The 22,449-nt window shown below is 70.1% G+C and carries 21 protein-coding genes; 11 read left to right on the top strand and 10 right to left on the bottom strand.

The genetic code is table 11. The annotated features are described in order from the left end of the window. Positions 1-131: 131 nt before the first annotated feature. Complete coding sequence (gene aceE, locus BI335_RS00315; protein ID WP_229118170.1) at positions 132-2,906, top strand: pyruvate dehydrogenase (acetyl-transferring), homodimeric type; 2,775 nt, start codon at positions 132-134, stop codon at positions 2,904-2,906. A gap of 582 nt (positions 2,907-3,488) precedes the next feature. After that, entirely contained in the window at positions 3,489-3,857 is a 369-nt protein-coding gene (locus tag BI335_RS00310) for a hypothetical protein (protein ID WP_094424748.1), read from the top strand. A 12-nt stretch (positions 3,858-3,869) separates the two neighbouring features. Here BI335_RS00310 and BI335_RS00305 read toward each other — a convergent pair whose 3' ends face one another. The 9 genes from BI335_RS00305 to BI335_RS00265 form a co-directional block, all read right to left on the bottom strand. Then, entirely contained in the window at positions 3,870-5,240 is a 1,371-nt protein-coding gene (locus tag BI335_RS00305; RefSeq protein WP_094407171.1) for an NtaA/DmoA family FMN-dependent monooxygenase, read from the bottom strand. Positions 5,241-5,289: 49 nt separating this feature from the next. Next, the gene (locus BI335_RS00300) at positions 5,290-6,453 is read right to left on the bottom strand and encodes an LLM class flavin-dependent oxidoreductase (RefSeq protein ID WP_094429367.1); all 1,164 of its coding nucleotides are present in this window, start codon (positions 6,451-6,453) and stop codon (positions 5,290-5,292) included. After that, a complete protein-coding gene (locus tag BI335_RS00295) occupies positions 6,450-6,635 on the bottom strand; it encodes a hypothetical protein (RefSeq protein ID WP_094429366.1) in 186 nt (61 codons plus the stop codon). The genes BI335_RS00300 and BI335_RS00295 overlap by 4 nt, the downstream gene beginning before the upstream one ends. Continuing rightward, complete coding sequence (ssuE, locus tag BI335_RS00290; RefSeq protein ID WP_094429365.1) at positions 6,632-9,124, bottom strand: NADPH-dependent FMN reductase; 2,493 nt, start codon at positions 9,122-9,124, stop codon at positions 6,632-6,634. The genes BI335_RS00295 and ssuE overlap by 4 nt, the downstream gene beginning before the upstream one ends. Positions 9,125-9,162: 38 nt before the next feature. Beyond that, positions 9,163-10,185: an ABC transporter substrate-binding protein gene (locus tag BI335_RS00285; RefSeq protein WP_094404141.1), complete on the bottom strand. Its 1,023-nt coding sequence runs from the start codon at positions 10,183-10,185 to the stop codon at positions 9,163-9,165. 59 nt (positions 10,186-10,244) lie between these two features. Beyond that, a complete protein-coding gene (locus BI335_RS00280) occupies positions 10,245-11,003 on the bottom strand; it encodes an amino acid ABC transporter ATP-binding protein (RefSeq protein ID WP_094429364.1) in 759 nt (252 codons plus the stop codon). Beyond that, positions 11,000-12,016 (bottom strand): amino acid ABC transporter permease, encoded by a 1,017-nt coding sequence (locus BI335_RS00275; RefSeq protein WP_094360514.1) that lies wholly within the window; start codon positions 12,014-12,016, stop codon positions 11,000-11,002. Before BI335_RS00275 ends, BI335_RS00280 begins: the two co-directional genes overlap by 4 nt. A 400-nt stretch (positions 12,017-12,416) precedes the next feature. After that, positions 12,417-13,442 carry a PHP domain-containing protein gene (locus BI335_RS00270; RefSeq protein ID WP_094429363.1) on the bottom strand — a complete coding sequence of 342 codons (1,026 nt, stop codon included), beginning with the start codon at positions 13,440-13,442 and terminating at the stop codon, positions 12,417-12,419. A 23-nt stretch (positions 13,443-13,465) separates the two neighbouring features. After that, entirely contained in the window at positions 13,466-14,041 is a 576-nt protein-coding gene (locus tag BI335_RS00265) for a TetR/AcrR family transcriptional regulator (protein WP_229118171.1), read from the bottom strand. A gap of 64 nt (positions 14,042-14,105) precedes the next feature. Here BI335_RS00265 and BI335_RS00260 point away from each other — a divergent pair, with 64 nt between their 5' ends. Genes BI335_RS00260 through BI335_RS00230 form a run of 7 tightly spaced genes read left to right on the top strand, consistent with a single transcriptional unit; the run spans position 14,106 to position 19,677 of the window. Continuing rightward, positions 14,106-14,975 (top strand): DMT family transporter, encoded by an 870-nt coding sequence (locus tag BI335_RS00260; protein WP_094429362.1) that lies wholly within the window; start codon positions 14,106-14,108, stop codon positions 14,973-14,975. A 10-nt stretch (positions 14,976-14,985) separates the two neighbouring features. Further along, complete coding sequence (locus BI335_RS00255) at positions 14,986-16,212, top strand: PucR family transcriptional regulator (protein ID WP_094429361.1); 1,227 nt, start codon at positions 14,986-14,988, stop codon at positions 16,210-16,212. Continuing rightward, positions 16,209-16,682 (top strand): GNAT family N-acetyltransferase, encoded by a 474-nt coding sequence (locus BI335_RS00250; protein WP_094429360.1) that lies wholly within the window; start codon positions 16,209-16,211, stop codon positions 16,680-16,682. Before BI335_RS00255 ends, BI335_RS00250 begins: the two co-directional genes overlap by 4 nt. Positions 16,683-16,699: 17 nt before the next feature. Next, positions 16,700-17,239 carry a hypothetical protein gene (locus tag BI335_RS00245; protein ID WP_094429359.1) on the top strand — a complete coding sequence of 180 codons (540 nt, stop codon included), beginning with the start codon at positions 16,700-16,702 and terminating at the stop codon, positions 17,237-17,239. Between the two features lie 25 nt (positions 17,240-17,264). Continuing rightward, positions 17,265-18,584 (top strand): hypothetical protein, encoded by a 1,320-nt coding sequence (locus BI335_RS00240; RefSeq protein ID WP_144009045.1) that lies wholly within the window; start codon positions 17,265-17,267, stop codon positions 18,582-18,584. Beyond that, the gene (locus BI335_RS00235; RefSeq protein WP_094429357.1) at positions 18,581-19,159 is read left to right on the top strand and encodes a hypothetical protein; all 579 of its coding nucleotides are present in this window, start codon (positions 18,581-18,583) and stop codon (positions 19,157-19,159) included. Before BI335_RS00240 ends, BI335_RS00235 begins: the two co-directional genes overlap by 4 nt. Continuing rightward, positions 19,156-19,677, top strand: a complete 522-nt coding sequence (locus BI335_RS00230; protein WP_094429356.1) for a hypothetical protein — start codon at positions 19,156-19,158, stop codon at positions 19,675-19,677. The genes BI335_RS00235 and BI335_RS00230 overlap by 4 nt, the downstream gene beginning before the upstream one ends. Here BI335_RS00230 and BI335_RS00225 read toward each other — a convergent pair. Continuing rightward, positions 19,667-20,233, bottom strand: coding sequence for a hypothetical protein (locus BI335_RS00225; protein WP_094429355.1), 567 nt, complete (start codon positions 20,231-20,233; stop codon positions 19,667-19,669). The two genes, BI335_RS00230 and BI335_RS00225, sit on opposite strands and share 11 nt — an antisense overlap. 236 nt (positions 20,234-20,469) lie before the next feature. Between BI335_RS00225 and BI335_RS00220 the strand changes: the two genes are divergently transcribed. Then, positions 20,470-21,414: an ACP S-malonyltransferase gene (locus BI335_RS00220; protein ID WP_094429697.1), complete on the top strand. Its 945-nt coding sequence runs from the start codon at positions 20,470-20,472 to the stop codon at positions 21,412-21,414. Further along, a complete protein-coding gene (locus BI335_RS00215) occupies positions 21,415-22,425 on the top strand; it encodes a beta-ketoacyl-ACP synthase III (RefSeq protein ID WP_094360494.1) in 1,011 nt (336 codons plus the stop codon). Positions 22,426-22,449: the final 24 nt, after the last annotated feature.

Genomic DNA, 22,449 nt, shown 5'->3' with positions numbered 1-22,449 from the left:
GCGTGGGCGGTACCCCGCGAACAGACCGGTGGCGCCTGGTGACGCACGTCCCATCGCAACCCCTCGGCTGGTGAGGTGTGGCGAAGGGGTGCAAAATGGGCCTGACGAGCAAGCTCAGAAGGAGATCTGCATTGGCCAGGCCAGGAGAACGTCCCGCTATCACTGCTGAGGGCACGGCCTTCCAGCTTCCCGACATCGATCCGGAGGAGACCCAGGAATGGCTCGACTCCTTCGACGGGATGCTGGACGCCGACGGCCAGAACCGCGCCCGCTTCCTGATGCTGAAGATGCTGGACCGCGCACGCCAACGACAGGTCGGCCTGCCGTCGCTGCGCAGCAGTGACTACATCAACACGATCGCCCCCGAGGACGAGCCCTGGTTCCCCGGCGATGAGGACCTGGAGCGGGAGATCCGCCGCGCCATCCGCTGGAACGCGGCGGTGATGGTCTCCAAGGCCAACCGCAAGGGCCTCGAGGTCGGCGGTCACATCGCCAGCTACGCCTCGGCGGCCTCCCTCTACGAGGTCGGCTACAACCACTTCTTCCGCGGCAAGGACCACCCCGGTGGCGGCGACCACATCTTCGTCCAGGGCCACGCCGCACCCGGCATCTACGCCCGCAGCTATCTGCTCGGCCGGCTGAACGCCGACCAGCTCGACGGCTTCCGGCAGGAGCACTCCCGCGGCCCCGGCCGTGGCCTGTCCTCCTATCCGCACCCGCGGTCGATGCCGGACTTCTGGGAGTTCCCGACCGTGTCCATGGGCATCGGCCCGATGAACGCGATCTACCTGGCCCGCTTCAACCGCTACCTGCAGAACCGCGGCATCAAGGACACCTCCCAGCAGCATGTCTGGGCCTTCCTCGGTGACGGCGAGATGGGCGAGCCCGAGTCGCTCGGTGCGATCGGCGTCGCGGCCCGCGAGGGCCTGGACAACCTGACCTTCGTGATCAACTGCAACCTGCAGCAGCTGGACGGCCCGGTGCGCGGCAACGGCAAGATCGTCCAGGAACTGGAGTCGTTCTTCCGCGGCGCCGGTTGGAACGTCGTCAAGGTGCTGTGGGGCCGGGACTGGGATCCGCTGCTCGCCAAGGACACCGACGGTGCCCTGGTGAACAAGATGAACACCACCCCCGACGGGCAGTTCCAGACCTACACCGCCGAGGACGGCGCGTACATCCGCAGCCACTTCTTCGACGATCCGCGGCTGCAGAAGATGGTCTCCGGCATGACCGACCGGGATCTGGAGATGCTGTCCCGCGGTGGCCACGACTACCGCAAGGTGTACGCCGCCTTCAACCAGGCGGTGAACCACCACGGGCAGCCGACGGTGATCCTGGCGCAGACGGTCAAGGGCTGGACGATCGACGCCCTGGAGGCGCGTAACGCCACCCACCAGATGAAGAAGCTGACCTCGGCCGACCTCAAGGCCTTCCGCGACCGGATCCACATCCCGATCGCCGACAAGGACCTCGAGGACGCCTACAACCCGCCCTACTACCACCCGGGCGAGGACTCCGAGGTGATCAAGTACATGGTCGATCGGCGGATGAAGCTCGGCGGCTTCGCCCCGGTCCGCCGGGTCAAGCCGCGCAAGCTGGAACTGCCCGGTGACAAGGCGTACGCGCCGCTGATGCAGAGCCCCGGTGAGGGTCAGAAGGTCCCCAAGGTCGCCACCACCCAGGCGTTCGTACGCCTGCTCCGCGATCTGATCAAGGACAAGTCGATCGGTGCCCGCTTCGTGCCCATCGCCCCCGATGAGTACCGCACCTTCGGCATGGACTCGATGTTCCCGACCGCCAAGATCTACAACCCCGGCGGGCAGACCTACGAGTCGGTGGACCGCAAGCTGCTGCTGTCCTGGAAGGAGGCGACCGACGGCCAGATGCTGCACGAGGGCATCTCCGAGGCCGGCGGGTTGAGCTCCTTCACCGCCGCGGGCACCTCGTACGCCACCCACGGCGAGCCGATGATCCCGGTCTTCCTGTTCTATTCGATGTTCGGCTTCCAGCGCGTCGGTGACTTCATCTGGGCGGCCGCCGACCAGCTCACCCGTGGCTTCCTGATCGGCGCCACCGCCGGTCGGACCACGCTGACCGGTGAGGGCCTGCAGCACGCCGACGGGCACTCGCCGCTGCTGGCCGCCTCGAACCCGGCGGTGGTCCACTACGACCCGGCGTTCACCTTCGAGGTGGCGCACATCGTCAAGGACGGCCTGCGCCGGATGTATGGCTACGGCTCGGATGAGCAGCATCCGAACGGCGAGGACATCATGTACTACCTCACCGTCTACAACGAGCCGACCGACCAGCCCGGCCCGCCGAAGGACCTGGACGTCGAGGGGCTGCTCAAGGGCATGTATCTGTTCTCCCCGGCCAAGGGCGATCCGAACATGGCCAAGGCACAGATCCTGGCCTCCGGCGTCGGTGTGCCGTGGGCGCTCAAGGCCCAGCAGATGCTGCGCGACGAGTGGTCGGTGGACGCCGCCGTCTGGTCGGTGACCAGCTGGAACGAGCTGGCCCGCGAGGCGATGGCGGTGGAGGACGACAACTTCCTGCACCCCGATGAGCCGAACAAGACGCCGTGGGTGACCAGCAAGCTGGCCGACGCCGACGGGCCCGTGGTGGCGGTCAGCGACTTCCAGCGAGCGGTCCAGGACCAGATCCGGCCCTACGTGAAGCACGAGTGGCGCTCCCTGGGCACCGACGGCTTCGGCTTCGCGGACACCCGCGCGGCCGCCCGCCGCTACTTCCGGGTGGATGCCGAGTCGATCGTGGTGGCCACCCTGGACGCCCTGGCCCGCAAGGGTGAATACCGCAAGGACGCCCCGGCCGAGGCCTTCCGCCGCTACAAGGTGGACGACCCCACCGCCGTCGCCAATGTCGAGCAGGAGGGCGCCGGCGCCTGACCCGCCGGTCGTCTGACGAAGAGCAGCCCCGGTTCCGCGAAGGCGGACCCGGGGCTGTTCCCGTCCCCACGTTCCTCGAGTAGCCGGCCATGCGCAGCGAAGCGGAGCAATGGGCGGCGTGTCGAGATGAACCCACCCCGCACGTTCATCGAGTAGCCGGCCATGCGCAGCGAAGCGGAGCAATGGGCGGCGTGTCGAGATGAACCCACCCCGCACGTTCATCGAGTAGCCGGCCATGCGCAGCGAAGCGGAGCAATGGGCGGCGTGTCGAGATGAACCCACCCCGCACGTTCATCGAGTAGCCGGCCATGCGCAGCGAAGCGGAGCAATGGGGCGGCGTGTCGAGATGAACCGAGCCCACCCCGGGGGCGGCGCACCGGGAAACGCGTCCGCGAGGCCGTCCCGATCACCCGGCGAACTCAACCGGTGAATCGGACACCTCCGTGCCCCGGGTCGGGAGACCTGTCCGGATCACCAGCCGTACACACCGCGCAGCTTCACTAACCCGATGCCGACCATGACCCCGCGGGCATCACCCAGGAGCACCGAGAGGAACGCCCGCTCCGGGGATACGCTGGCGCGATGACAGCCGAGCAATCCATTCCCCTCTCCCCCGCCCAGGAGAGCCTGCTGGCGGCGATCGTGGCGCTGGAGACCGAGCGCACCTTCGACGGCAACGAACCGTCGGCGACGATCGGGTTGAACAGCCAGCTGATGGGCATCCGGCGGTTGCCCTCCGACGACGAGTGGCTGGTCCCGCTGGTGGTGCACGATGCGCCGCCGGTGGCGCTGTCCGACGGGCCGCTGATCGGGCGCTACTGGGTCGGCAGCGACCGGCGCGGTGAGGTGGTGGTCAAGGTCACCGACGGTCTGCTGTCCTCGATGCAGGTCGAGTGGACACCGGGCGCGGACCGGCAGTGGCCGACCCCCGCCGACATCACCACCGACTGACCCCAGCCGGTCTCAGCCGGTCAGCGCGGCGTGCTCGTGGCCGGCTCGCGGCGCCGGGAGTCCGAGGTTCCCGCGCAGCGTGTCGTGCTCGTAACCGGTGCGGAAGACGCCCCACTCCTGCAGCAGCGGGATCACCTGATCGACGAACGGGGCCAGCCCGTCGGGGCTGAGGTGCGGGATCAGGATGAACCCGTCGCAGGCGTCGGCCTGGACGAACTCGTTCATCTCCCGGGCAACGGTTTCCGGGGAGCCGACGAAGGATTGCCGTTCGGTGACCTCGATGATCAGCTCACGGATCGACAATCCCTTCGCCTGTGCGATCTCCCGCCACTCGGCGGCGGTGGCGAGCGGGTCACGGAATCGGCGTACGCTGGCCCGGCCCTTGCTGATCAGGTCCCCCGGGAGCGGGTCGATGTCGGGCAGTGGTCCGTCGGGATCGTAGGCCGACAGATCGGTGTTCCAGACCTGTTCGAGGAAGGCGATCGCGGTCCGTCCGCTGACCTGCGCCAGCCGGACCTGGTGTGCCAGCTCCCGGGCCTGCTCGTCGGTGTCTCCCAGCACGAAGGTCACCCCCGGCAGCACCAGCAGCTCGTCGCGATTCCTGCCGTAGCGGGGCAGGCGACCCTTCAGATCGGCATAGAACGCCTGCCCGTCGGCCAGGGTGCTGTGCCGGGTGAAGATCGCCTCCGCGGTCTGGGCGGCGAACTCCCGGCCCTGGTCCGAGTCACCCGCCTGGAACTGGACCGGGTGGCCCTGCGGGCTGCGCGGCACATTGAAGCGGCCGGCGATGTCGAAGAACTGGTCGGTGTAGCTGAACTCCCCGGCCCGCTCGGTGGCCAGGAAACGGCCGGTGTCCCGGTCGGCGACGACGTCCCCGTCGACCCAGGAGTCCTGCAGCACCCGGGTCGCCTCGACGAAGGAGCGGGCCCGCTCATAACGCAGCGAATGCTCCAGATATCCACCCCGACGGAAGTTCTCGCCGGTGAACGCATCGGAGCTGGTCACCACGTTCCACCCCGCCCGGCCCTCGGAGAGGTGGTCGAGGCTCGCGAACTGGCGGGCGACCTCGTAGGGCTCGTTGTAGGTGGCGTTGATCGTGCCGACCAGGCCGAGCCGTTCGGTGACCGCGGCCAGCGCGGTCAGGATCGGGAAGGTGTCCGGCCGGCCCACCACGTCCAGGTCGTAGATCTCGCCGCCCTGCTCCCGCAGCCGCAGTCCCTCGGCCAGGAACAGGAAGTCGAACAGGCCCCGCTCGGCGTCGCGGGCGAAGCGGACGAAGGAGTCGAAGTCGATGTGGCTGCCCGACGCCGGATCGCTCCACACGGTGGTGTTGTTCACCCCCGGGAAGTGCGCACCGAGGTGCAGTTGCTTTGCCGTGGTCATGATGGTCCTCTCACGTCTTTCGCTGTGCTGGTGGGGATTCGCTGATCGGTCAGATCAGGGCGTACCGGTTCGCCGGCCGGATCAGCCCGAGCCGCTCGCGCAGGGTGACGGGTTCCTCGACTCCGCGATGCAGTCCCCGCCGGCGCAGCAGCGGCAGCAGCTCGCTGGTGATCCGATCCAGGTCCCGTGGTGGCAACCGGGCCGGCCGGAGGCGTACCCCGTCGATGCCGGCGTCCCGCCAGTCCTCGATCAGGTCCGCCACCGCGGCCGGGGTGTCGGTGACGATCAGCGCGTCGCTGGTCAAGGGTGCGCCGTTGGCCGAGTCCAGTTCGTCGAGCGCCGCCCGGGCCGTCTGCGGGGTGTCCTCGAGCAGCACCAGCAGATCGGCGAACACCGTGGGCGCGCGGACCGGTTGCTCCGCCTCGAGCTCGTCGACGATGGCGGCAGCGGCCACCGCGTCCCGCGGGGTGACGAACGCCAGATCGGCCGCCTGGGCGATCAATCGGTACGCCACCGGGACGTGCCCGAGTGCGCCGACCAGTGGCTGTCCCTGCGGCGGTCTGGGGGTGATCGACGGGCCCTTCACCGAGAACGTCGCGCCGGAGAAATCGATGTGGTGCAGCTTGTTCCGGTCGATGAACCGCCCGGTGGCCACGTCGCGGATCTCGGCGTCGTCCTCCCAGCTGTCCCACAACCGGCGCAGCACCTCGACGTAGTCGCCCGCCTCGGCGAACAGTTCCTCGATGCTGGTCGGCCGGTCCCGACCCAGATGGCCCAGTTCGTCGCTCCGCCCGCCGACCTGCACCCGGACCCCGGCGCGGCCGTGCGAGATGTGATCGAGGGTCGCGATCGCCTTGGCGGCATGGAAGGGCTCGGTCAGCGAGGTGACGACGGTGGGCAGCAGCCCGATCCGATCGGTGACCGGCGCCACCCGGGTGGCGACCAGCACCGCGTCCAGCCGACCGCGCACCTCATCGGTGCGCCGGTCGGGTGTGAATCGGTCGTGGGACTGCAGCCGCAACGCATCCTCGAAGGTCACCAGGTCGACACCGCCGCGTTCGGCCTCGGTCACCAGGTCGGTCCAGTACCGTGCCCCGAACAGGTCCGCGGGTCGTGCCTGCGGCAGCCGCCAGGCGGCGGGATGCCACCCGGCGCCGTCGAGCGCGACGGCGATCTGCAGCGGCGCGGTGCCCGGTGTTCCGATGGTGCTCATCGGTGATTCTCCTTCACTGGTAGCGAAATTCGAGTGCTGCGGTGGCCGGATCGGCACTCGGCGGCCAGCTCGACCGCCTGCTCGACCGGTGCCAGGCAGTGCCAGGCACCCTCCACCCCGGAGACGACGGCGGCGCTGCGGAGCCAGTTCTCGATCCGGGCCATCCGGCTCACCCGGTTCATGCGGCGGCCTCCGGGGTGATCGAGGTGGTGCGCCGGTCGGGTACGGTGCCCAGGCCGAGCCCCCCGAGCAGGGTGCGGGCCAGCCGATCGTTCTGCCGGAATGCCGGTGCGTTGAAACCCGGTCGCGCCAACCCGCCGGCACCGGCACTGCCGGAGACCGACGGCCCGACCAGGTAGCGGTTCGGGTGCACGCTCCCGTCGCGGCGCAGCGCCCGGGCCTCCCGGTCGGTGCGCAACAGCCCCCCGGGCAGCCGGCCACCATCCGGTCCCGGGATCCGCTCGGTGGCCAGTTGGCCTCGTGCCAGCAGCGAGCGGATCGCCGGGTCCGCGGTCTCGTTGATGTCGACCCTGGCGAGGAAGGCGTCCACCAGGGCGCGGGTCCGCACGCCGGTCTCGTGGCCCTGTGAGCGGGCCACGAAGTGATCGCCGGCGAGTTCGACGCTCAGTTCCGGCCCCAGGAAGTGCACGACGCCCGCTCGGTGCAGGGCCAGCAGTTCGGCGAGCCGCCGCGGCGGCGGGCCGCTGCACACGAACGAGAACAGCCCCCGCCAGCCGTCCTCGACACGGGTGATCCGGTCCCCGACCGCCAACCGCCCCTCCGCCAGCAGCCCGGACAGGAAACCGTGGATGCTGACGAAGGCGTCGAAGACCGCGCGGTCGGGAGAGTACGCCCGGTCCCGGCGCCGAGCCAGATCGTCGGTGATGTGCGCCACCACCGCCGACTCGGCCCCCGCCGCCGGGACCCGGTCGGTGGTGAGGGGCCGGTCGATGGCGGCCAGATCGAAGCGGTCCCGGGGGTCGGGAACGAGCTCGTCCACCAGCGCGGTGACCCGGGAATCGGTTGCCCGGTGGGATTTCAGGGCCTGCTCCAGGTCGGCCCACCCGCCGCGGGTGCGTTCGGGGTGGGCGGTGAACAGCCGCCGGTAGTGGGCATCGGCGAGTTCGGTCTCGATCAGCGGCCACACCTGGCTGTCGAAGTCGAGCTGGCCACTCTCACCCAACCGATCGAGGCTGAGGTGGCGCAGCGGTGCCGGCCCGTCGGCGATCGCGTACCCCAGCTTGGCGTGGTAGGGCACACCCCGGCGCGAACCGGCGTACAGGATCGGTTCCAACCCGGAGGGCCGATAGGTCAGCTCACCGTTCTCCTCGACGAAGCTGCCACCGCGGCCACCGGCGAGCAGCACCGCGAGATCGATGAACGCCAGCCCCATCCCGCGCACGATCACCGGTTCACCGGGTTGCAGGGCGCTCAGGTCGAGATCGGCGGTGTACCCGGGCGGGATGTAGGTCAGGTCCTGCTGGCGCGCCTCGTCCACCAGCTCACGCTGGGCGTCGGTGAGGAGCTGGTCCAGGTGCCCCTGGGCGAGCACGGTGGCGTCGGCCAGCACCCGTTCACCGCCCGCCAGCACCACCACCTGACGGCCCGCCTGGTCGATCACGTCGACGGCCCGGTCGGCGTGCAGGATCACCTCGACCCCCGGCGGGAGCTGTCCACGGATCCGGTCCCACGCCCAGCCCAGATATTCACCGAGCACCGCGCGCGGCAGGAATGCCTGCGGGTCGGGTTCGTCGTCGGGGGCCAGCCAGCCCTGGTCGACCAGCACCGGGCGCCCCGCACCGGTGATCCACTCCCCCAGCGAGGGTCCGGATCGTACCGGGCCCGCGCAGTCGACCGACTCATCGGTGAACACCGTGATGTCGGCGGCGTGCGAGTTCATCCACAGCAGTCGGGACTGATCGCCGCGCCAGATCCGTCCGGTACCGGGGCGGTGCGGATCGACGATGTGTACCTGCAGCTGTGCATCATCGCCGAGGCTGGCGCCCATGCGTTCCAGCACACCAAGGGTCCGCGGCCCGCCGCCGACGAAGACCACCGAGGGGGTGCGCCGCGGCGCGACCTCCGGCTGCGGCACCACCTCACCACCGGCGCGTTCGCCGCGGGAGCGCCAGGCGAGCTGGGCGTGCAACCAGTCCAGGAAGGCACCGGTCACCGCGTCCACCTCGGCGGCGGCGCCCTCCTCGAGGTGGCCGCGCTGCTCCTGCTCGGCCTTCACGATCGCCCGCGCCAGCACGAACCGGCCGGAGGATATGTGATCGGCACCCAGCGACTCCAGCACCGGTCGCAGCGCATAGTCGACGACCAGCACGTGGGCCGGGGAGCCACCGGTGACCAGCGGCAGCACCTGCTTGCCGACCAGCGCGGTCTGCGGCAGCAGGTCGAGAAAGGCTTTCAGCAGCCCGCTGTAGGCGGCTTTGTAGACCGGTGAGGTGACCACGACGGCATCGGCGTCGGCGATCGCGGCCACCGCGGCGGCGATCTCCGGATCACCGGCTTCGGCGAGTACCAGCGGCCTGGCGGGTAGGTCCCGCACCACGACGGGGACGACCGTGTGTCCCGCCGCCTCGATGATCGCCTGGACATGGGCGAGCAGGATGTCGGTACGCGAGGCGGCCGAGGGGCTGCTGGAGATGGTGACGATCCGGGCCATGCTCTGGATCTCCTTCCGGCGATGGGATTCTGACGCGATCAGCGGGCGGTGGGTTGGGCGCTGGGCTTCTTGCTGGGCCGGGGCAGACCGGGCGGGTTCACCTCGGAGCGGGGCACCGCCTCGGACTCCAGGCCCCACTTGGCGAGCACCTGCTGATAGGTGCCGTCGGCGATCGCCCGGTTGACGGCCGCGGAGAGCGGGTCGGCGAGCCCGCTGCCCTTGCGGGAGATGATCCCGACCTTGCCCTCGATGGGATAGCTCGAGGAGACGGTGCCGGCGATCTCGGTCTGTCCGCTGGTCGCCACGTGGTAGGTGGCACTGGGGTTGGGGCCCAGGTAGGCGTCCAACCGGCCGGATCGGATGGCCAGGTAGGAATCGGTGGCGTTCTGGAAATAGAGCACCTCGGCGGCCGGGCGGCCCGCATCGGTGTTCTGCTTGTTCCAGTTGAGCAGCACCTGTTCCTGCAGGGTTCCCGATCCGACACCGATCCGCTTGCCGGAGATGTCGGCGGGGCCGTTCACCTTCCAGCCGGTTCCCTGGGCGGTCTCGAAGGCGTGCAGTCCGAGCCGGTAGGTGGCCAGGTCGTATTTGTCCTTGCGTTCCTCGGAAACCCCGACGTTGGAGATCCCGACGTCGCTGCGCTGGGCGTCCAGGCCGACGAACAGGTTCTCCCAACTGGTGTTGACGATCTCCACGCGCAGACCGACGACATCACTGACCAGGTTGGCGATGTCGACCTCCACCCCGATCGGGGTGCGGTTGTCGGAGGCGACGAACACCAGCGGTGCGTTCCCGGCGCCGTTGGCCGCCACCCGGAGCACGCCGCTGCGGCGTACCGACTCGGGCAGTTGGGCCGCCAGCGCGGGATCGAAGTTTCCCTTCACCCGCGGCTGATCCGGGCTGGTGTCGTATTTGATCACCTGCACCTGGGAGCCGGCGACCGGGCCGTCCGCGGCCTGCCGCGGCTCCTCGGACGGGTCGGCGCAGGCCGCCAGACTGACAACCAGCGCAGCCGCGGTGAGCGCGGTCAACCGGCGGCGGACGGTGTGGAAGGTGGGCATGGGATGCTCCTGGATTCGTTTCTGGGAAGGATTCTGGGAAGGATTCTGGGAAGGCGGTGTCACTGGGTACGGGCCAGGAAGGCCCGCGTGCGGGCCTGGGTCGGGTTGGTCAGCACCTGCTCCGGCGGCCCGGATTCGACGATGTGGCCGCCGTCCATGAACACGACGGTGTCGGCGACCTCGCGGGCGAAGGCGATCTCGTGGGTGACGATCAGCATCGTCGTGCCCCCGTGCGCGAGTTCGCGGATCACCTGGAGCACCTCGCCGACCAGTTCCGGGTCCAGGGCGGAGGTGGGCTCGTCGAACAGGATCAGCCCGGGCCGCAGCGCCAGGGCGCGAGCGATCGCGACCCGTTGCTGCTGGCCGCCGGAGAGCTGCCGCGGATAGACGTCGGCCTTGTCGGCCAGACCGACCCGACTCAGCAGTTCGCGGGCCTCACCGATCACCTCCCGGCGCGGCCGCCGCTGGGCGGAAACCGGTGCCTCGATGATGTTCTCCAGCACGGTCAGGTGACCGAACAGGTTGAAGTTCTGGAAGACGAACCCGATCCGGCTGCGCTGGCGCAGGATCTCCGCCTCCGACAGCTCGTGCAGCCGGTCGCCGCGCTGGCGATAGCCGACCAGTCGGCCACCGACGGTGACCAGCCCCTGGTCGACCTTCTCCAGGTGGTTGATGATCCGCAGCAGGGTCGACTTGCCCGAACCGGACGGCCCGATGATCGCGGTCACCGAGCCCTCGGGCACGCTCAGGTCGACCTCGCGCAGCACCTCCAGGGTGCCGAAACTCTTGCGTACCTGGCGCAGCTCCACCGCACTCATCGGTCAGCACCCCCGGTCACGCGGGTGACCCGGCCGCGCTGCACCTGCTGTCCGAGTGCGGCACGCAGCCGCTGCACGGGGGTGGCGCGCGGGGTGCGTTCGCTGCCCCGGCCGAAGTGCCGCTCGATGAAGTACTGCGCGATCGAGAGCAGCGTGGTCAAGATGATGTACCAGACGGTCGCGACCATCAGCAGCGGGATCACCCGGGAGTTGCGGCCGTAGATCACCTGCACCTGATAGAAGAGCTCGGGGATCGCCATCACCGAGACGATCGAGGTGCCCTTGAACAGGCTGATCACCTCGTTGACCGCATTGGGCAGGATGGAGCGCATCGCCTGCGGCATCACGATCCGCCGGAATCGACGCCACCGTGGGATTCCCAGCGCCTCGGCCGCCTCCACCTGGCCGGCGTCGACCGACAGGATCCCGGCCCGCACGATCTCCGCGGCATAGGCCGCCTGGTGCAGCGCGAGGCCGAGCACGGCCGCGGCCATCGCGCTCAGCAGCGCATTGGTGTCGATGCTGAACAGTTCCGGACCGAAGGGGATGCCGACGCTGAGCTGGCGATAGAGATAGCCGAAGTTGAACCAGAAGATCAGCTGCACCATCAGCGGGATCGAGCGGAAGGCCCAGACGAAGGTGTACGCGACCGCCTGCAGCAGCAGGCTTTCTGACAATCGCATCGCCGCGAGCACCACCCCGAGCGCGAAACCGATCACGGTGCCCAGGGCGGTCAGCTGGAGCGTGGTCAGCAACGCCTTGAGGATCGACACCGACAAGAAGTAGTCGGCGAAGGTGCCCCACTCCCAGGCCGGGTTGGTCACCAGGGCGCGCACCAGCCCGACCAGCAGCAGGGCCACCACGACGGTGGCGACCCAGGTCAGCGGGCGGCGGCGCGGCACGATCCGCAGCGCGGCGGGATCGAGGGCGGCCGACACCGAGGGTTGCTCCCCGGCCGCCCGCGGGGCCTCGGGGGTCTCGTCGACCGGGCGGGAACGAGTGGAGATGGACACGGTTGCTCCTGGCTGGGCGCACTCGTCCGCGGATGCGAGACGGTGCGGTTCGATGGGTGGGGACGTCACCGGACGCCCGGAAACTCCGTGCTGGTGGGAGATCCGGCGACCGGGTCCTATGGGGTGCCGTCGTCGACGGCCACGCAGGGGGTGATCAGCGCATACAGAAGGCGCTGCAGACGAGGAGCAGATCGATGTGGGCACGCGTCACCAGGGACGGCGCCACCGGAGCACAGGAAACGGTCTCACGCGCGGAACCGCACATGTGACGTCCTCTCGATCGGTTCGTCTGGTCCCGGTTCGAACCCGGGCGTACCTCAACTGAAGCCCACCCACTAGGCATTGTCAATCACAATGCCTCGATAATTTCAGCCAATGGGCGTGAGGGGCGTCACACCGCTCAGCGGCGCCGGCAGAACTCCTGCAGGCGCTCCAGTTCGAAGGTGTTGATGATCCGATCGGGGGTGAGGCCGTGTCGCTCGGCCCGCTCGCAGCCGTAGGCGATCCAGTCCAACTGACCGGGAGCATGCGCGTCGGTGTCGATCGAGAAGAAGCAGCCCATCTCCACCGCCAGCGCCAACAGGTCATCGGGTGGGTCGCAGCGCTCGGGCCGGGAGTTGATCTCGACCGCGACCCCGAACTGCACGCAGGCGGCGAACACCACCTCCGGGTCGAAGACCGACTGCGGCCGGGTCCCCCGCGCCCCCATCACCAGGCGACCGGTGCAGTGCCCGAGGATGTTGGTCGCGGGGTTGGCGATCGCACCGACCATCCGATGGGTCATCGATTCGGAGTCCATCGCCAGCTTGGAGTGCACCGAGGCGACGACCACGTCGAGCTCATGCAGCAGGCCGGGCTCCTGATCCAGCGCCCCGTCGTCGAGGATGTCGACCTCGATCCCTTTCAGGACGCGGAAATCCGCATCCTGAGCCTGGAACGCCTCGTTCAGGTCATCGACCAGCTCGAGCTGTTCGCGCAGCCGTTCGGCGGACAGCCCGCGGGCCACCTTGAGCCGCGGCGAGTGGTCGGTGATCGCCTGATAGCGGTAGCCGAAGGACTGCGCGACCAGCATCATCTCCTCCACCGGCGACCCCCCGTCGGACCAGGTGGAGTGGCAGTGCAGGTCGCCCTTGAGGGCCGCCCGGATCCCATCTCCCCCGCCGACCAGCGGTTGCTGCTGCTCGCGCAGCTGGGCGAGATAGTCCGGCACCCGGCCGGCGACCGCCTGGGACACCACGGTCGCGGTCTTCGGGCCGATCCCGGGCAGCCCGCGCCAGTCGTCGGCGCTGCGGTGCTGCTCGCGTTCGGCCGCGTCCAGCTCGGCGATCAGGTCGGCGGCGCGGCGATAGGCCTTGACGCGATGGGTGTCGGCCCGGTCCCGCTCCAGCAGGTAGGCGATCTCACGCAGCGCATTCACCGGATCCACCCGGCCAGCCTATGCCAGCCGGATCACTGGGGAAGCAGCCGCAGCGCCGCGGCGTACGCCCGGTCGAAGGCCGCCTCGTCGGCGAGCACCGAGGCCGCCACCTGGGCGCCTTCGTGCAGCAGCTGCACCTGCCCGGCCAGCATCGCGTCGCCGAGCAGCGCCGACCAGAGCAGGCCCATCCACTGCTTCTCCTCGCGGATGATCCGCACCGCCCCCGCGTCACTGGGGCCGACGTCGGCCCAGGCGTTGACGAAGGCGCAACCGCGCTCGTTGTGTGCGGCCCAGGATCGGCTGTAGTCGAAGACCACCCGCAGGGCCTCGGCCGGATCCTGCGGGTCGGCGGCCCGCACCGCCGCCAGCAGGCCGACCTGCCAGCGGTGCGCGCGACGGGTCAGGTAGGCCGCCACCAACCCATCCTTGGAGCCGAAGCGTTGATAGAGCGTCCGCTTGGTCGCCCGGGCCTGCTCGGAGATCAGGTCGACGCCGACGGCGGTGATGCCCCGGTCGTAGAAGAGCTCGCTGGCGGTGTCCAGCAGTCGCTCCCCGACCGGTGTGGTGACCGGCATCTCGATCGGCACCAGCTCGTCCAGTTGCTCCATCGCCTCCCCCTCGGGCCGCACCGTGCACTGCGAGTATACAGACCTGTATGTTTACCTCGATGCCATGACTCTAATCCTCTGGGCGAGCGGCTTCGTGGTGTTCTGGAGCTCCGGCTTCGTCGGCGCCGAACTGGCCAGCGCCAGTGATCCGGCCGCGGTGCTGGCGTGGCGCTACCTGGCCACCGCGGTGATCCTGCTGCTGATCACCCTGCCCCGTCGCCCACAGCTCCCGGCACCGGTCATCGGTCGACAGATGGCGATCGGACTGCTGGCGCATGTCGTCTTCCTCGGTGGGGTCTTCGGCGCCAGCGCGGTCGGGGTGGCGCCCGGCACGGTCGCCCTGGTCTGCGCCACCCAACCGATGCTGGTCACCCTGATCGGCTGGGTCTGCTGGCGGGAACGGCCCGGTGGCGGCGTACTGCTGGGCCTGCTCCTGGGACTCGTCGCGGTCGCGGTGACCGTCGGACTCGGCACCACGGCCGGCCCGGGCGTACTGCTGCCGGTGCTGAGCCTGCTGGCCCTCTCCGCGGCCGCCGTGGCGGAGCGGCGCTGGCCGGCCGGCACCGATGTGCTCACCGCGTTGACGATCCAGGTGGTCGTCGCGGCCGCGGTCTTCACCGGATACGCGGCCGTCAACGGCCGGTTGCTGGTGCCGGTCACCGCCGACCTGCTCGCGGCGATCGGCTGGCTGGTGCTGCTGTCCGGGATCGGCGGGTATGCCACCTTCCTGGTCTGTCTGCGGCGGCTGGGCGCGGCACGGACCAGCAGCCTGCTGTATCTCACCCCGCCGGTGACGACCCTGTGGGCCTGGGCGCTGTTCGGCCGGTCACCCGGTGGCAACGAGCTCGTCGGTCTGCTGCTCGGCACGGCGGCCGTCACACTCGTGTTGCTCGGTCGGCGTCGACAACCGGACCGCGCGGGCGTGGGCCACTAGTCTCTCCCCCATGACCCCGGAGTCCCGCGGCGCCCGCTCGCCCCAGCTGTCCGCGCGCCAGCGGGCCGCGATCACCAAGCGGCTCTCCGGGATCGCCGCCACCATGGCCACCGCAGCGACCGCGGAGATGGAGCAACGGCACGAGTGGTTCACCAACCTGGACGCCGAACACCGCTCCTGGGTCGGCGTGGTGGCCCGCGCCGGGATCGACGGCTTCATCACCTGGTTCGCCGACCCGGAGGCGGCCTCCTCGGGGCTGGAGGTGTTCTCCACCGCACCGCGCGCCCTGGCCCGACACATCAGCCTGCACCAGACCGTCGAGCTGGTCCGCACCACCATCGAGGTGGTGGAGACCAAGCTGCAGGAGCTGCTGCCACGCGGTGATCGCCCGGTCGCCCAGGTCGCGATCATCAACTACAGCAGGGAAATCGCCTTCGCCGCCGCCGAGGTGTACGCCCGCGCGGCCGAGACCCGCGGCGCCTGGGATGCCCGACTGGAGGCCCTGGTGGTGGATGCGGTGGTCCGCGGTGAGACCGACGAGTCGGTGCTCTCCCGGGCCTCGACGATGGGTTGGACCGCGACCAGCGCCGTCGCGGTCGCGGTCGGCGCCTCGCCCAACGGTGACGACCCCCGGCTCGGTGAGCTGCTGCGCCGGACGGCCGGTCGCCAGCACGTCGACGTGCTCTCCGCGACCCAGGGTGACCGGCTGGTGCTGGTGCTCGGCGGGGACGCGCTCGGCGAGACCGACAGCGGGTTGGCGCTGGTCGGGCAGCTGCTGGATTTCTTCGGGCCGGGCCCGGTGGTGCTCGGACCGGCGGTGGACCATCTGGTCGACGCCTCGTCCTCGGCCCGCTCGGCGCTGTCGGGGCTGCGCGCCGCGGTCGCGTGGCCCGAGGCACCCCGCCCGGTCAGCTCGGCCGATCTGTTGCCCGAACGTGCCCTGGCCGGTGACGGGCACGCCCGGCGCGCCCTGGCGTACGACGTCTTCGGCCCGCTCGCCGAGGCCGGTGGTGGCCTGCTGGAGACCCTGATCGCCTTCCTGGACGCCGGCACCTCGATCGAGGGTGCCGCGCGCGGGTTGTTCGTCCATGCCAACACGGTGCGTTACCGGTTGCGCCGGATCGCCGAGGTGACCGGTTTCAATCCCAGCGATCCGCGGGATGCCTATGTGCTGCGGATGGCACTCACCCTGGGCCGGCTCGTCGGCCCGCAGTCGACCTCTGGAGACAACCGGTGACGATCACCATCCATCGTTTCACCGCCGAGGACTGGGAGCTGATGCGTGCGCTGCGGCTGGCCACCCTCAGCGACGCCCCGCGGGCCTTCGGGTCCTCCTTCGATGAGGAGCGGAGCTATACCGAGAGCTACTGGCAGGCCCGCGCGGGCTCCGGGCACAGCCTCTGGGCGGCCGACGACGGCGAACCGGTCGGCACGGTCGGCGTACGCCCCGATGAGGACGGGAACCAGCTGATGGTCTGGATGTGGGTCATCCCCGCCCACCGCGGCAGCGGGGTCGCCGACCTGCTCGTCGAGGCCGCGGTCGCGATGGCCGCCGGCCGCGGCTCGGACAGCCTGCGGCTGTGGGTGGAGACCGAGAGCATCGCGGCACGCAAGCTGTACGCCCGGCACGGCTTCGAGCCGACCGGCCGGACCGAACCGATGCGCGGCATCCCGGGCCGGATCCAGCTGGAGATGGTACGCCGCTGAGAAGGGAGCACCAGAACATGAGCACCGACACCCAGGGCCCGGCGACGCTGTCGCGGGCCCAGTTGCCACGGATCACCGGGTTGATCCTCGGCTGGATCGCGGTGCTGTCGCTGACGATGCCATGGGTGGCGAAGTGGCAGCCGTCACTGCCCCCGCGCCGGCTGCCCGATCAGGCGTACGGCTTCTGGCTGGCGAGCGAGATCTTCGACGACAAGGCAGCCGCCGGCATGCTGACCGCTCTCGCCCTGCCGCTCGGCACGGTGGCGATCCTGGTCCTGCTGCACCTGGCCGCCCGGCGTCCCGCGCCCATCTGGCCCGGTCTCGCGGTCGCCGGCATCGCCCTCGCCCTGCTGATCCTTGCCCGGGTGGGCATCGAGCTGTACGTTCCCGAACGAACCCTCGGCGACCTGTTCGTGCGCCAGCCCGGCTGGTACCTGTGGCAGGCGGCGATGGCCGGTTGCCTGGTCGCCGGATTGTGGATCGTGGTCACCCACGAGCGACCCTGGGCCGGTGGGCGAACCCTCCCCGAAGGACACGTCGGCGGGCCGCTCGGGTAGCCCTTCCGGCTTCTACGATGAGCCGGTGCATGCTGCCCATCCGGCCCGGCTCGCGGCCACCACCGCGCAGATCTGGTGGCGTACCCTGCCCGCCACGCTGAGCTGGTTGCTGGCCGCCTGGCTGCTGGCCGAGGTCGCGCTCTGGGGTGCGGCGATGTTGATCCGGCAGAACTCCTGGCTGGCCCTGGTGGTGTTCAGCCTCGGCCTGGTCGCCACCGTGGTCGCCACCGTGGCGGCGCTGCACATCCTCGGCCGGGAATGGCTCGCCCGAACCGGACGACCCGCGCCCGAGCCCACCGCCGCGGGTACGCCGGCCGCTCCTTCGAATCGGCTCACCGATCTGGTCGCGGTCACCCTGCTGCCGCTGCTGGGGATCTACGCGGCCTTCGACAAGGTCCGGCAGCGGGCCGCCGAACTGGAACTGGTCGACATCTGGCTCACCAATCCGACCCTGGACGACCACCTCTCCGACCTGCTCGACCCCACCAGGAACGGCAGCCGACTGGGCATCGCGGTCGCGGTGATCGTCGGCGCCTATCTGCTGCGGCGCTCGCTGGAGTTGCTGGGCGAGCGATCGGGACGCACCCTGCTCGGCCTGGTCGGCGCATTCTTCGAGGCGTTCTTCCTGCTCACCCTGATCCTGGTCGGCGGCCGGGTGCTCGAACTGGTCCGCAACTGGCTCGCTGGTCGGCAGGTCACCGCCTGGGTCGAAGGATTCCTGCGTGGGATCGCGCAACTGTTCGGCCACCCCGACTTCTTCGCTCGGCTCTGGCGGTTCTGGTCCGAGACGGCGTGGCCGACGCTCGGCGTCGCGGTGTTCGAGCCGTTGCTCTGGTTGGCCGTCGCGGCGCTGGTGTTCGGGACCGGCGGGCTGTCGGTGGCCGAGCTGTGGCGGCACCGCAGCGACGCCCCGGCCGTCGAGCGGCGCCGGCTGCGGCGGCTGCGGGAGTCCGGGACGGTCCGGCGCGGCTGGCTGGAGTTCCAGGAGGCCTTCCTCGGCGACATCGACGACCGTTACGTGCCGACCTTCCAGGCGCTGCGGCTGGTGGTACGCCCGGGATTGCTGTTCCTGGCCGGGTTCCTGTTCGGCTACGGCCTGCTCCGGTTGCTCACCGACTTCGCCGCCACTGGGGCGTACGTCTGGTTGATCGGTGAGCGGCCCGCGGTGTACGCCTTCGCGGCCCAGGCGACCAGCGATGTGCTGATGCTGCCGCTGGAGGCGCTGCGGCTGGCGTTGCTGACCGTCGCCTTCCAGGTCTGCCTGGCCTGGGACCGCCGCCGGAGCGCGCCGGAGGCCGCCGCGGCGGAGCCCGGGGAGCCAGAGCCCCTGGCGGTGAACCGATGAACCGCATCCTGCGCGGCGCGCTGACCGTGCTGCTACTGACCGGGGCGATCGCGACCGCCATCCCGAAACCGGGTGAGCTGCTGGTCGGGGCCCGGGGCCCGGCCTCGGAGGCGTACACCTTCGACGGGTGCCGGGTCCGGGTGACCGAGGTCAGGGCCGCGCGGCAGGTGTACGAGAGCCCGGAGGATCAGGCGGACGGCCAGCAGCCCTATCGCACCGACGGCCTGCTGGTATCGGTCGGCTTCGCGGTGGACTCGCTGACTCGTTACTGCGCGGTGGAGGGCGCGACGCTGGAGTTCCTGGGCCGTTCCTATACCGCGATCAACAACCCGCTCGGCGGTTCCGAACCCGGGTACCGGGGATATGGCGTCGCGGTCTATGAGATCAGCCGCCGCGACCTGGACCGGCTCGGATCGGGTGCCGAGGTGATCCTCGACCAGGGCGGCAGCTTCGATCAGGTTCGCGGCCTGGAATGGCGGGCCAGGATCCGGATCGATCTCGCGGCCGTGGGGAATCCACCTGCGGACGCGGTGGTGTATCTCGAGGACGACCGGCCCGAGGATGTGCTCCGATGAGTGGGCTCTTCCGGACACTCGCGCTGCTGCTGCTCACCGCCCTGGTGCTCACCGGATTGTGGTGGCGGGCCGGCGAAGGCGATCCGCGCAGCGACCAGCAGCCGTGGCAGTCGGTGGGCAAGGTGGCACAGGTGGGCGCGGACAGCTATCGGATGGAGCGCATCGATAGCGGCACCGAGTTGTATCCCCCGGATGCCGCCCCCGGATTCCCGGTGGAGCCGGCCCGCGCCCGCCCGGGCGAGATGCTGGTCGCGGTGACGCTCACCACCACCCTCAACGCCAGCGACTACTGTGCGGACATCAAGCTGGTCGGCTCGACCGACCTGCTCACCTGGCGCGACACCCGCCTCCGCTCGCTGGACCCGGAAGCCACCTTCAACGGCTTCTACGGCTGCACGCTGAATCGCGGGGAGACCGGGACCTACACCACTCTGTTCCGGGTGCAGGAGGGATATGCCGACGGGATCCGCGGCGCACAGATCGCTGCGGACGGAAAGGTTTGGCTGGTCACCCGGTGAGGACCGGGAGCCGCACCCGGACGGTGCGGCCGTCCGGCTGCCAGGTCGGCACGATCCCGGTCACCGAGCGGTCCCCCCTGGCGGTACGCGCCACCACCACGGTCACCTCCGGCGGCAGCGGATTCCGGGCCAGATCGTCGTCGGTGGGAACGACCACGGCCGTCCGGTCCACCAGTCCCGGGGACAGTTTGCGCACCTGCACATCAGAGCTGGGTTCCACGCCGTCGCCGAGTTGGGCTTCCATCTCCATCGGTGGCCGATCCCCGAGGTCGATGCTGATCGGGACCAGCTCCAGGGATACCGATTCCTTGTGCGGGTTGGTGACCCGGACCTCGGCCACCAGCCTGGCGATCCCCTCGGCATCGCGGAAGCTGCGCAACCGGTCGACCCGCAGCTGGTAGGCCCCGGCGTCGATGAGTTCACCGGGCGCCGCTGTGCTGACCCGGTCGGTACGGGCCGCGAACGCCGCGGGCAGCACGCTCACCCCGACCAGCAGCACGGCCGCTGCCGCGAGCACGGCCCCGAGCCAGGTCTGCACAATCCGATGCTTGGCCACCGCGGCAGTGTAGAACGGCGCGGGTCCTCAGCGCTGGGACATGCACTAGCCCGAAGAATCCATGATCAAACCCAGTGGGACTGCGATTACCGACCGGTCGATTCCGGTTACTGCATGTCCCAGCGCGCAGCCCACCCCGGACCCGGACCCCGATTGTGGGAATCCGACAAAATCGTTTTGCCCTTTTCGTGGCGTCGGTGCACGCGCGCCGGGCCGGGAACCGACAGAGTTGGACCGTGCTTGCAATCGTCGCGCCCGGTCAGGGTGCCCAGACCCCCGGTTTCCTGGAACCGTGGGTCGCAGATCCGAAATCCGCCAGCCGGCTGCGCTGGCTCTCGGCGGTCGCCGACCTGGATCTGGTGCACTACGGCACCACGGCCGACGCCGACACGATCCGCGACACCGCGATCGCGCAGCCGCTGCTGGTCGCGGCCGGGCTGCTGACCGCGGCCGCCCTCTTCGACGAACCGGACGAGGCCGACCGGCTGACCGGGGTGAGCGCCGGCCACTCGGTCGGCGAGCTGACCGCCGCCGCCTTCGCCGGCGTGCTGTCCCCCGAGCAGGCGATGGTGCTGGTCCGCGAACGCGGCAAGGCGATGGCCGAGGCATCCGCGGTGGCCCCGACCTCGATGACCGCGATGGTCGGCGGGGATCGCGACGAGGTGCTCGCCGCGATCGAGAAGCATGGCCTGACCGCCGCCAACAACAACGGCAGCGGGCAGATCGTCGCCGCCGGTACCACCGAGCAGCTGGCCGCCCTCGCCGAGGACGCCCCGCGCCGCTGCCGACTGGTACCGCTCAGCGTCGCCGGCGCCTTCCACACCAGGCACATGGCGCCGGCCGTCGCCCACCTGGAGCAACTGGCCGCGGCGGTGACCACCCAGGATCCGCGGATCCGGCTGCTGTCCAATGCCGATGGCCAGGTCGTCACCGACGGTGCCGAGGTGCTGCAGCGGATCGTCGGCCAGGTGGCCAATCCGGTGCGCTGGGACCTCTGCATGGAGACGATGCTCGAGCTGGGTGTCACCGGGCTGCTGGAGCTGACACCGGCCGGTACGCTGACCGGCATCGCCAAGCGCAATCTCAAGGGCGTCGAACTGTTCACACTGAACAGCCCCGACCAGCTCACCGAGGCGCAGGATTTCGTACGCCGGCACGGCGCGGGGACGGAGAATTCGTAGATGACCGAGACAAGCACCGGCCGCCGGCAGATCCAGGCGCCCGCCGGCTCCCCCTACTCCCGGATCCTCGGCTTCGGCAGCTACCGCCCCTCGCGGGTGGTCAGCAACGAGGAGATGTGCACGATGATCGAGTCCACCCCCGAGTGGATCGAGCAGCGCACCGGCATCACCGAGCGTCGCTGGGCGAATGCCGACGAGACCGTGATGCTGATGTCCAAGCGGGCCGGTGAGCAGGCGATGGAACGCGCCGGCCTCACCCCGGACCAGGTGGACACCGTCATCGTCGCGACCGTCTCGCACCACCAGACCACCCCCGGCCTGGCCCCGCAACTGGCTCAGGAGCTGGGCGCCGGGACCGCTGCGGCATACGACGTCTCCGCGGCCTGCGCCGGCTTCTGCTATGGCATCGCCCAGGCCGATGCGCTGGTCCGCAGCGGGGCCTCCACCAACGTGCTGGTGGTCGGGGTGGAGAAGCTCAGCGAGATCACCGACCTGACCGACCGGGGCACGGCGTTCCTGTTCGCCGACGGCGCCGGTGCGGCGATCGTCGGGCCCAGCGACACCCCCGGTATCGGGCCGGTCGTCTGGGGCTCCGAGGGCGAGGCCGCCGAGGTGATCCACACCCCGATGATCCCCGACTACGAGGGTGAGGGGATGCCGAAGCTGCACATGGACGGCCGGCCGGTGTTCAAGTGGGCGTCGACCACGGTGGCCCGCAAGACGCTCGACATGCTGCACCGTGCGGGCATCAGCGTGGACGACCTCGAGGTGTTCATCCCGCACCAGGCGAACAACCGGATCACCGACGCGATGATCCGCACCCTGAAGCTGCCCGAGCACGTGACCGTCGCCCGCGACATCAAGCAGCAGGGAAACACGTCGGCGGCCTCCATCCCGCTGGCGATCGAGACCCTGTACGCCGAGGGCCAGGGCCACAGCGGCCAGATCGCGCTGATCGTCGGCTTCGGCGCCGGGCTGGTGTACGCCGGCCAGGTCATCGTGCTGCCCTGACCGAGAACCACCCACCAAGATTTT

Source organism: Enemella evansiae (assembly GCF_002250705.1).
Taxonomy (GTDB): domain Bacteria; phylum Actinomycetota; class Actinomycetes; order Propionibacteriales; family Propionibacteriaceae; genus Enemella; species Enemella evansiae.
This window is presented reverse-complemented; position numbering and strand designations above follow the sequence as displayed.

Coding starts and splice junctions, on each gene's coding strand:
- BI335_RS00285 (WP_094404141.1), bottom strand. CDS start 10,185: ATGCCCACCTTCCACACCGTCCGCCGCCGGTTGACCGCGCTCACCGCG.
- BI335_RS00245 (WP_094429359.1), top strand. CDS start 16,700: ATGAGCACCGACACCCAGGGCCCGGCGACGCTGTCGCGGGCCCAGTTG.
- BI335_RS00230 (WP_094429356.1), top strand. CDS start 19,156: ATGAGTGGGCTCTTCCGGACACTCGCGCTGCTGCTGCTCACCGCCCTG.
- BI335_RS00235 (WP_094429357.1), top strand. CDS start 18,581: ATGAACCGCATCCTGCGCGGCGCGCTGACCGTGCTGCTACTGACCGGG.
- BI335_RS00280 (WP_094429364.1), bottom strand. CDS start 11,003: ATGAGTGCGGTGGAGCTGCGCCAGGTACGCAAGAGTTTCGGCACCCTG.
- BI335_RS00265 (WP_229118171.1), bottom strand. CDS start 14,041: ATGGAGCAACTGGACGAGCTGGTGCCGATCGAGATGCCGGTCACCACA.
- ssuE (WP_094429365.1), bottom strand. CDS start 9,124: ATGGCCCGGATCGTCACCATCTCCAGCAGCCCCTCGGCCGCCTCGCGT.
- BI335_RS00305 (WP_094407171.1), bottom strand. CDS start 5,240: ATGACCACGGCAAAGCAACTGCACCTCGGTGCGCACTTCCCGGGGGTG.
- BI335_RS00295 (WP_094429366.1), bottom strand. CDS start 6,635: ATGAACCGGGTGAGCCGGATGGCCCGGATCGAGAACTGGCTCCGCAGC.
- BI335_RS00215 (WP_094360494.1), top strand. CDS start 21,415: ATGACCGAGACAAGCACCGGCCGCCGGCAGATCCAGGCGCCCGCCGGC.
- BI335_RS00300 (WP_094429367.1), bottom strand. CDS start 6,453: ATGAGCACCATCGGAACACCGGGCACCGCGCCGCTGCAGATCGCCGTC.
- BI335_RS00255 (WP_094429361.1), top strand. CDS start 14,986: ATGACCCCGGAGTCCCGCGGCGCCCGCTCGCCCCAGCTGTCCGCGCGC.
- BI335_RS00310 (WP_094424748.1), top strand. CDS start 3,489: ATGACAGCCGAGCAATCCATTCCCCTCTCCCCCGCCCAGGAGAGCCTG.
- BI335_RS00260 (WP_094429362.1), top strand. CDS start 14,106: ATGACTCTAATCCTCTGGGCGAGCGGCTTCGTGGTGTTCTGGAGCTCC.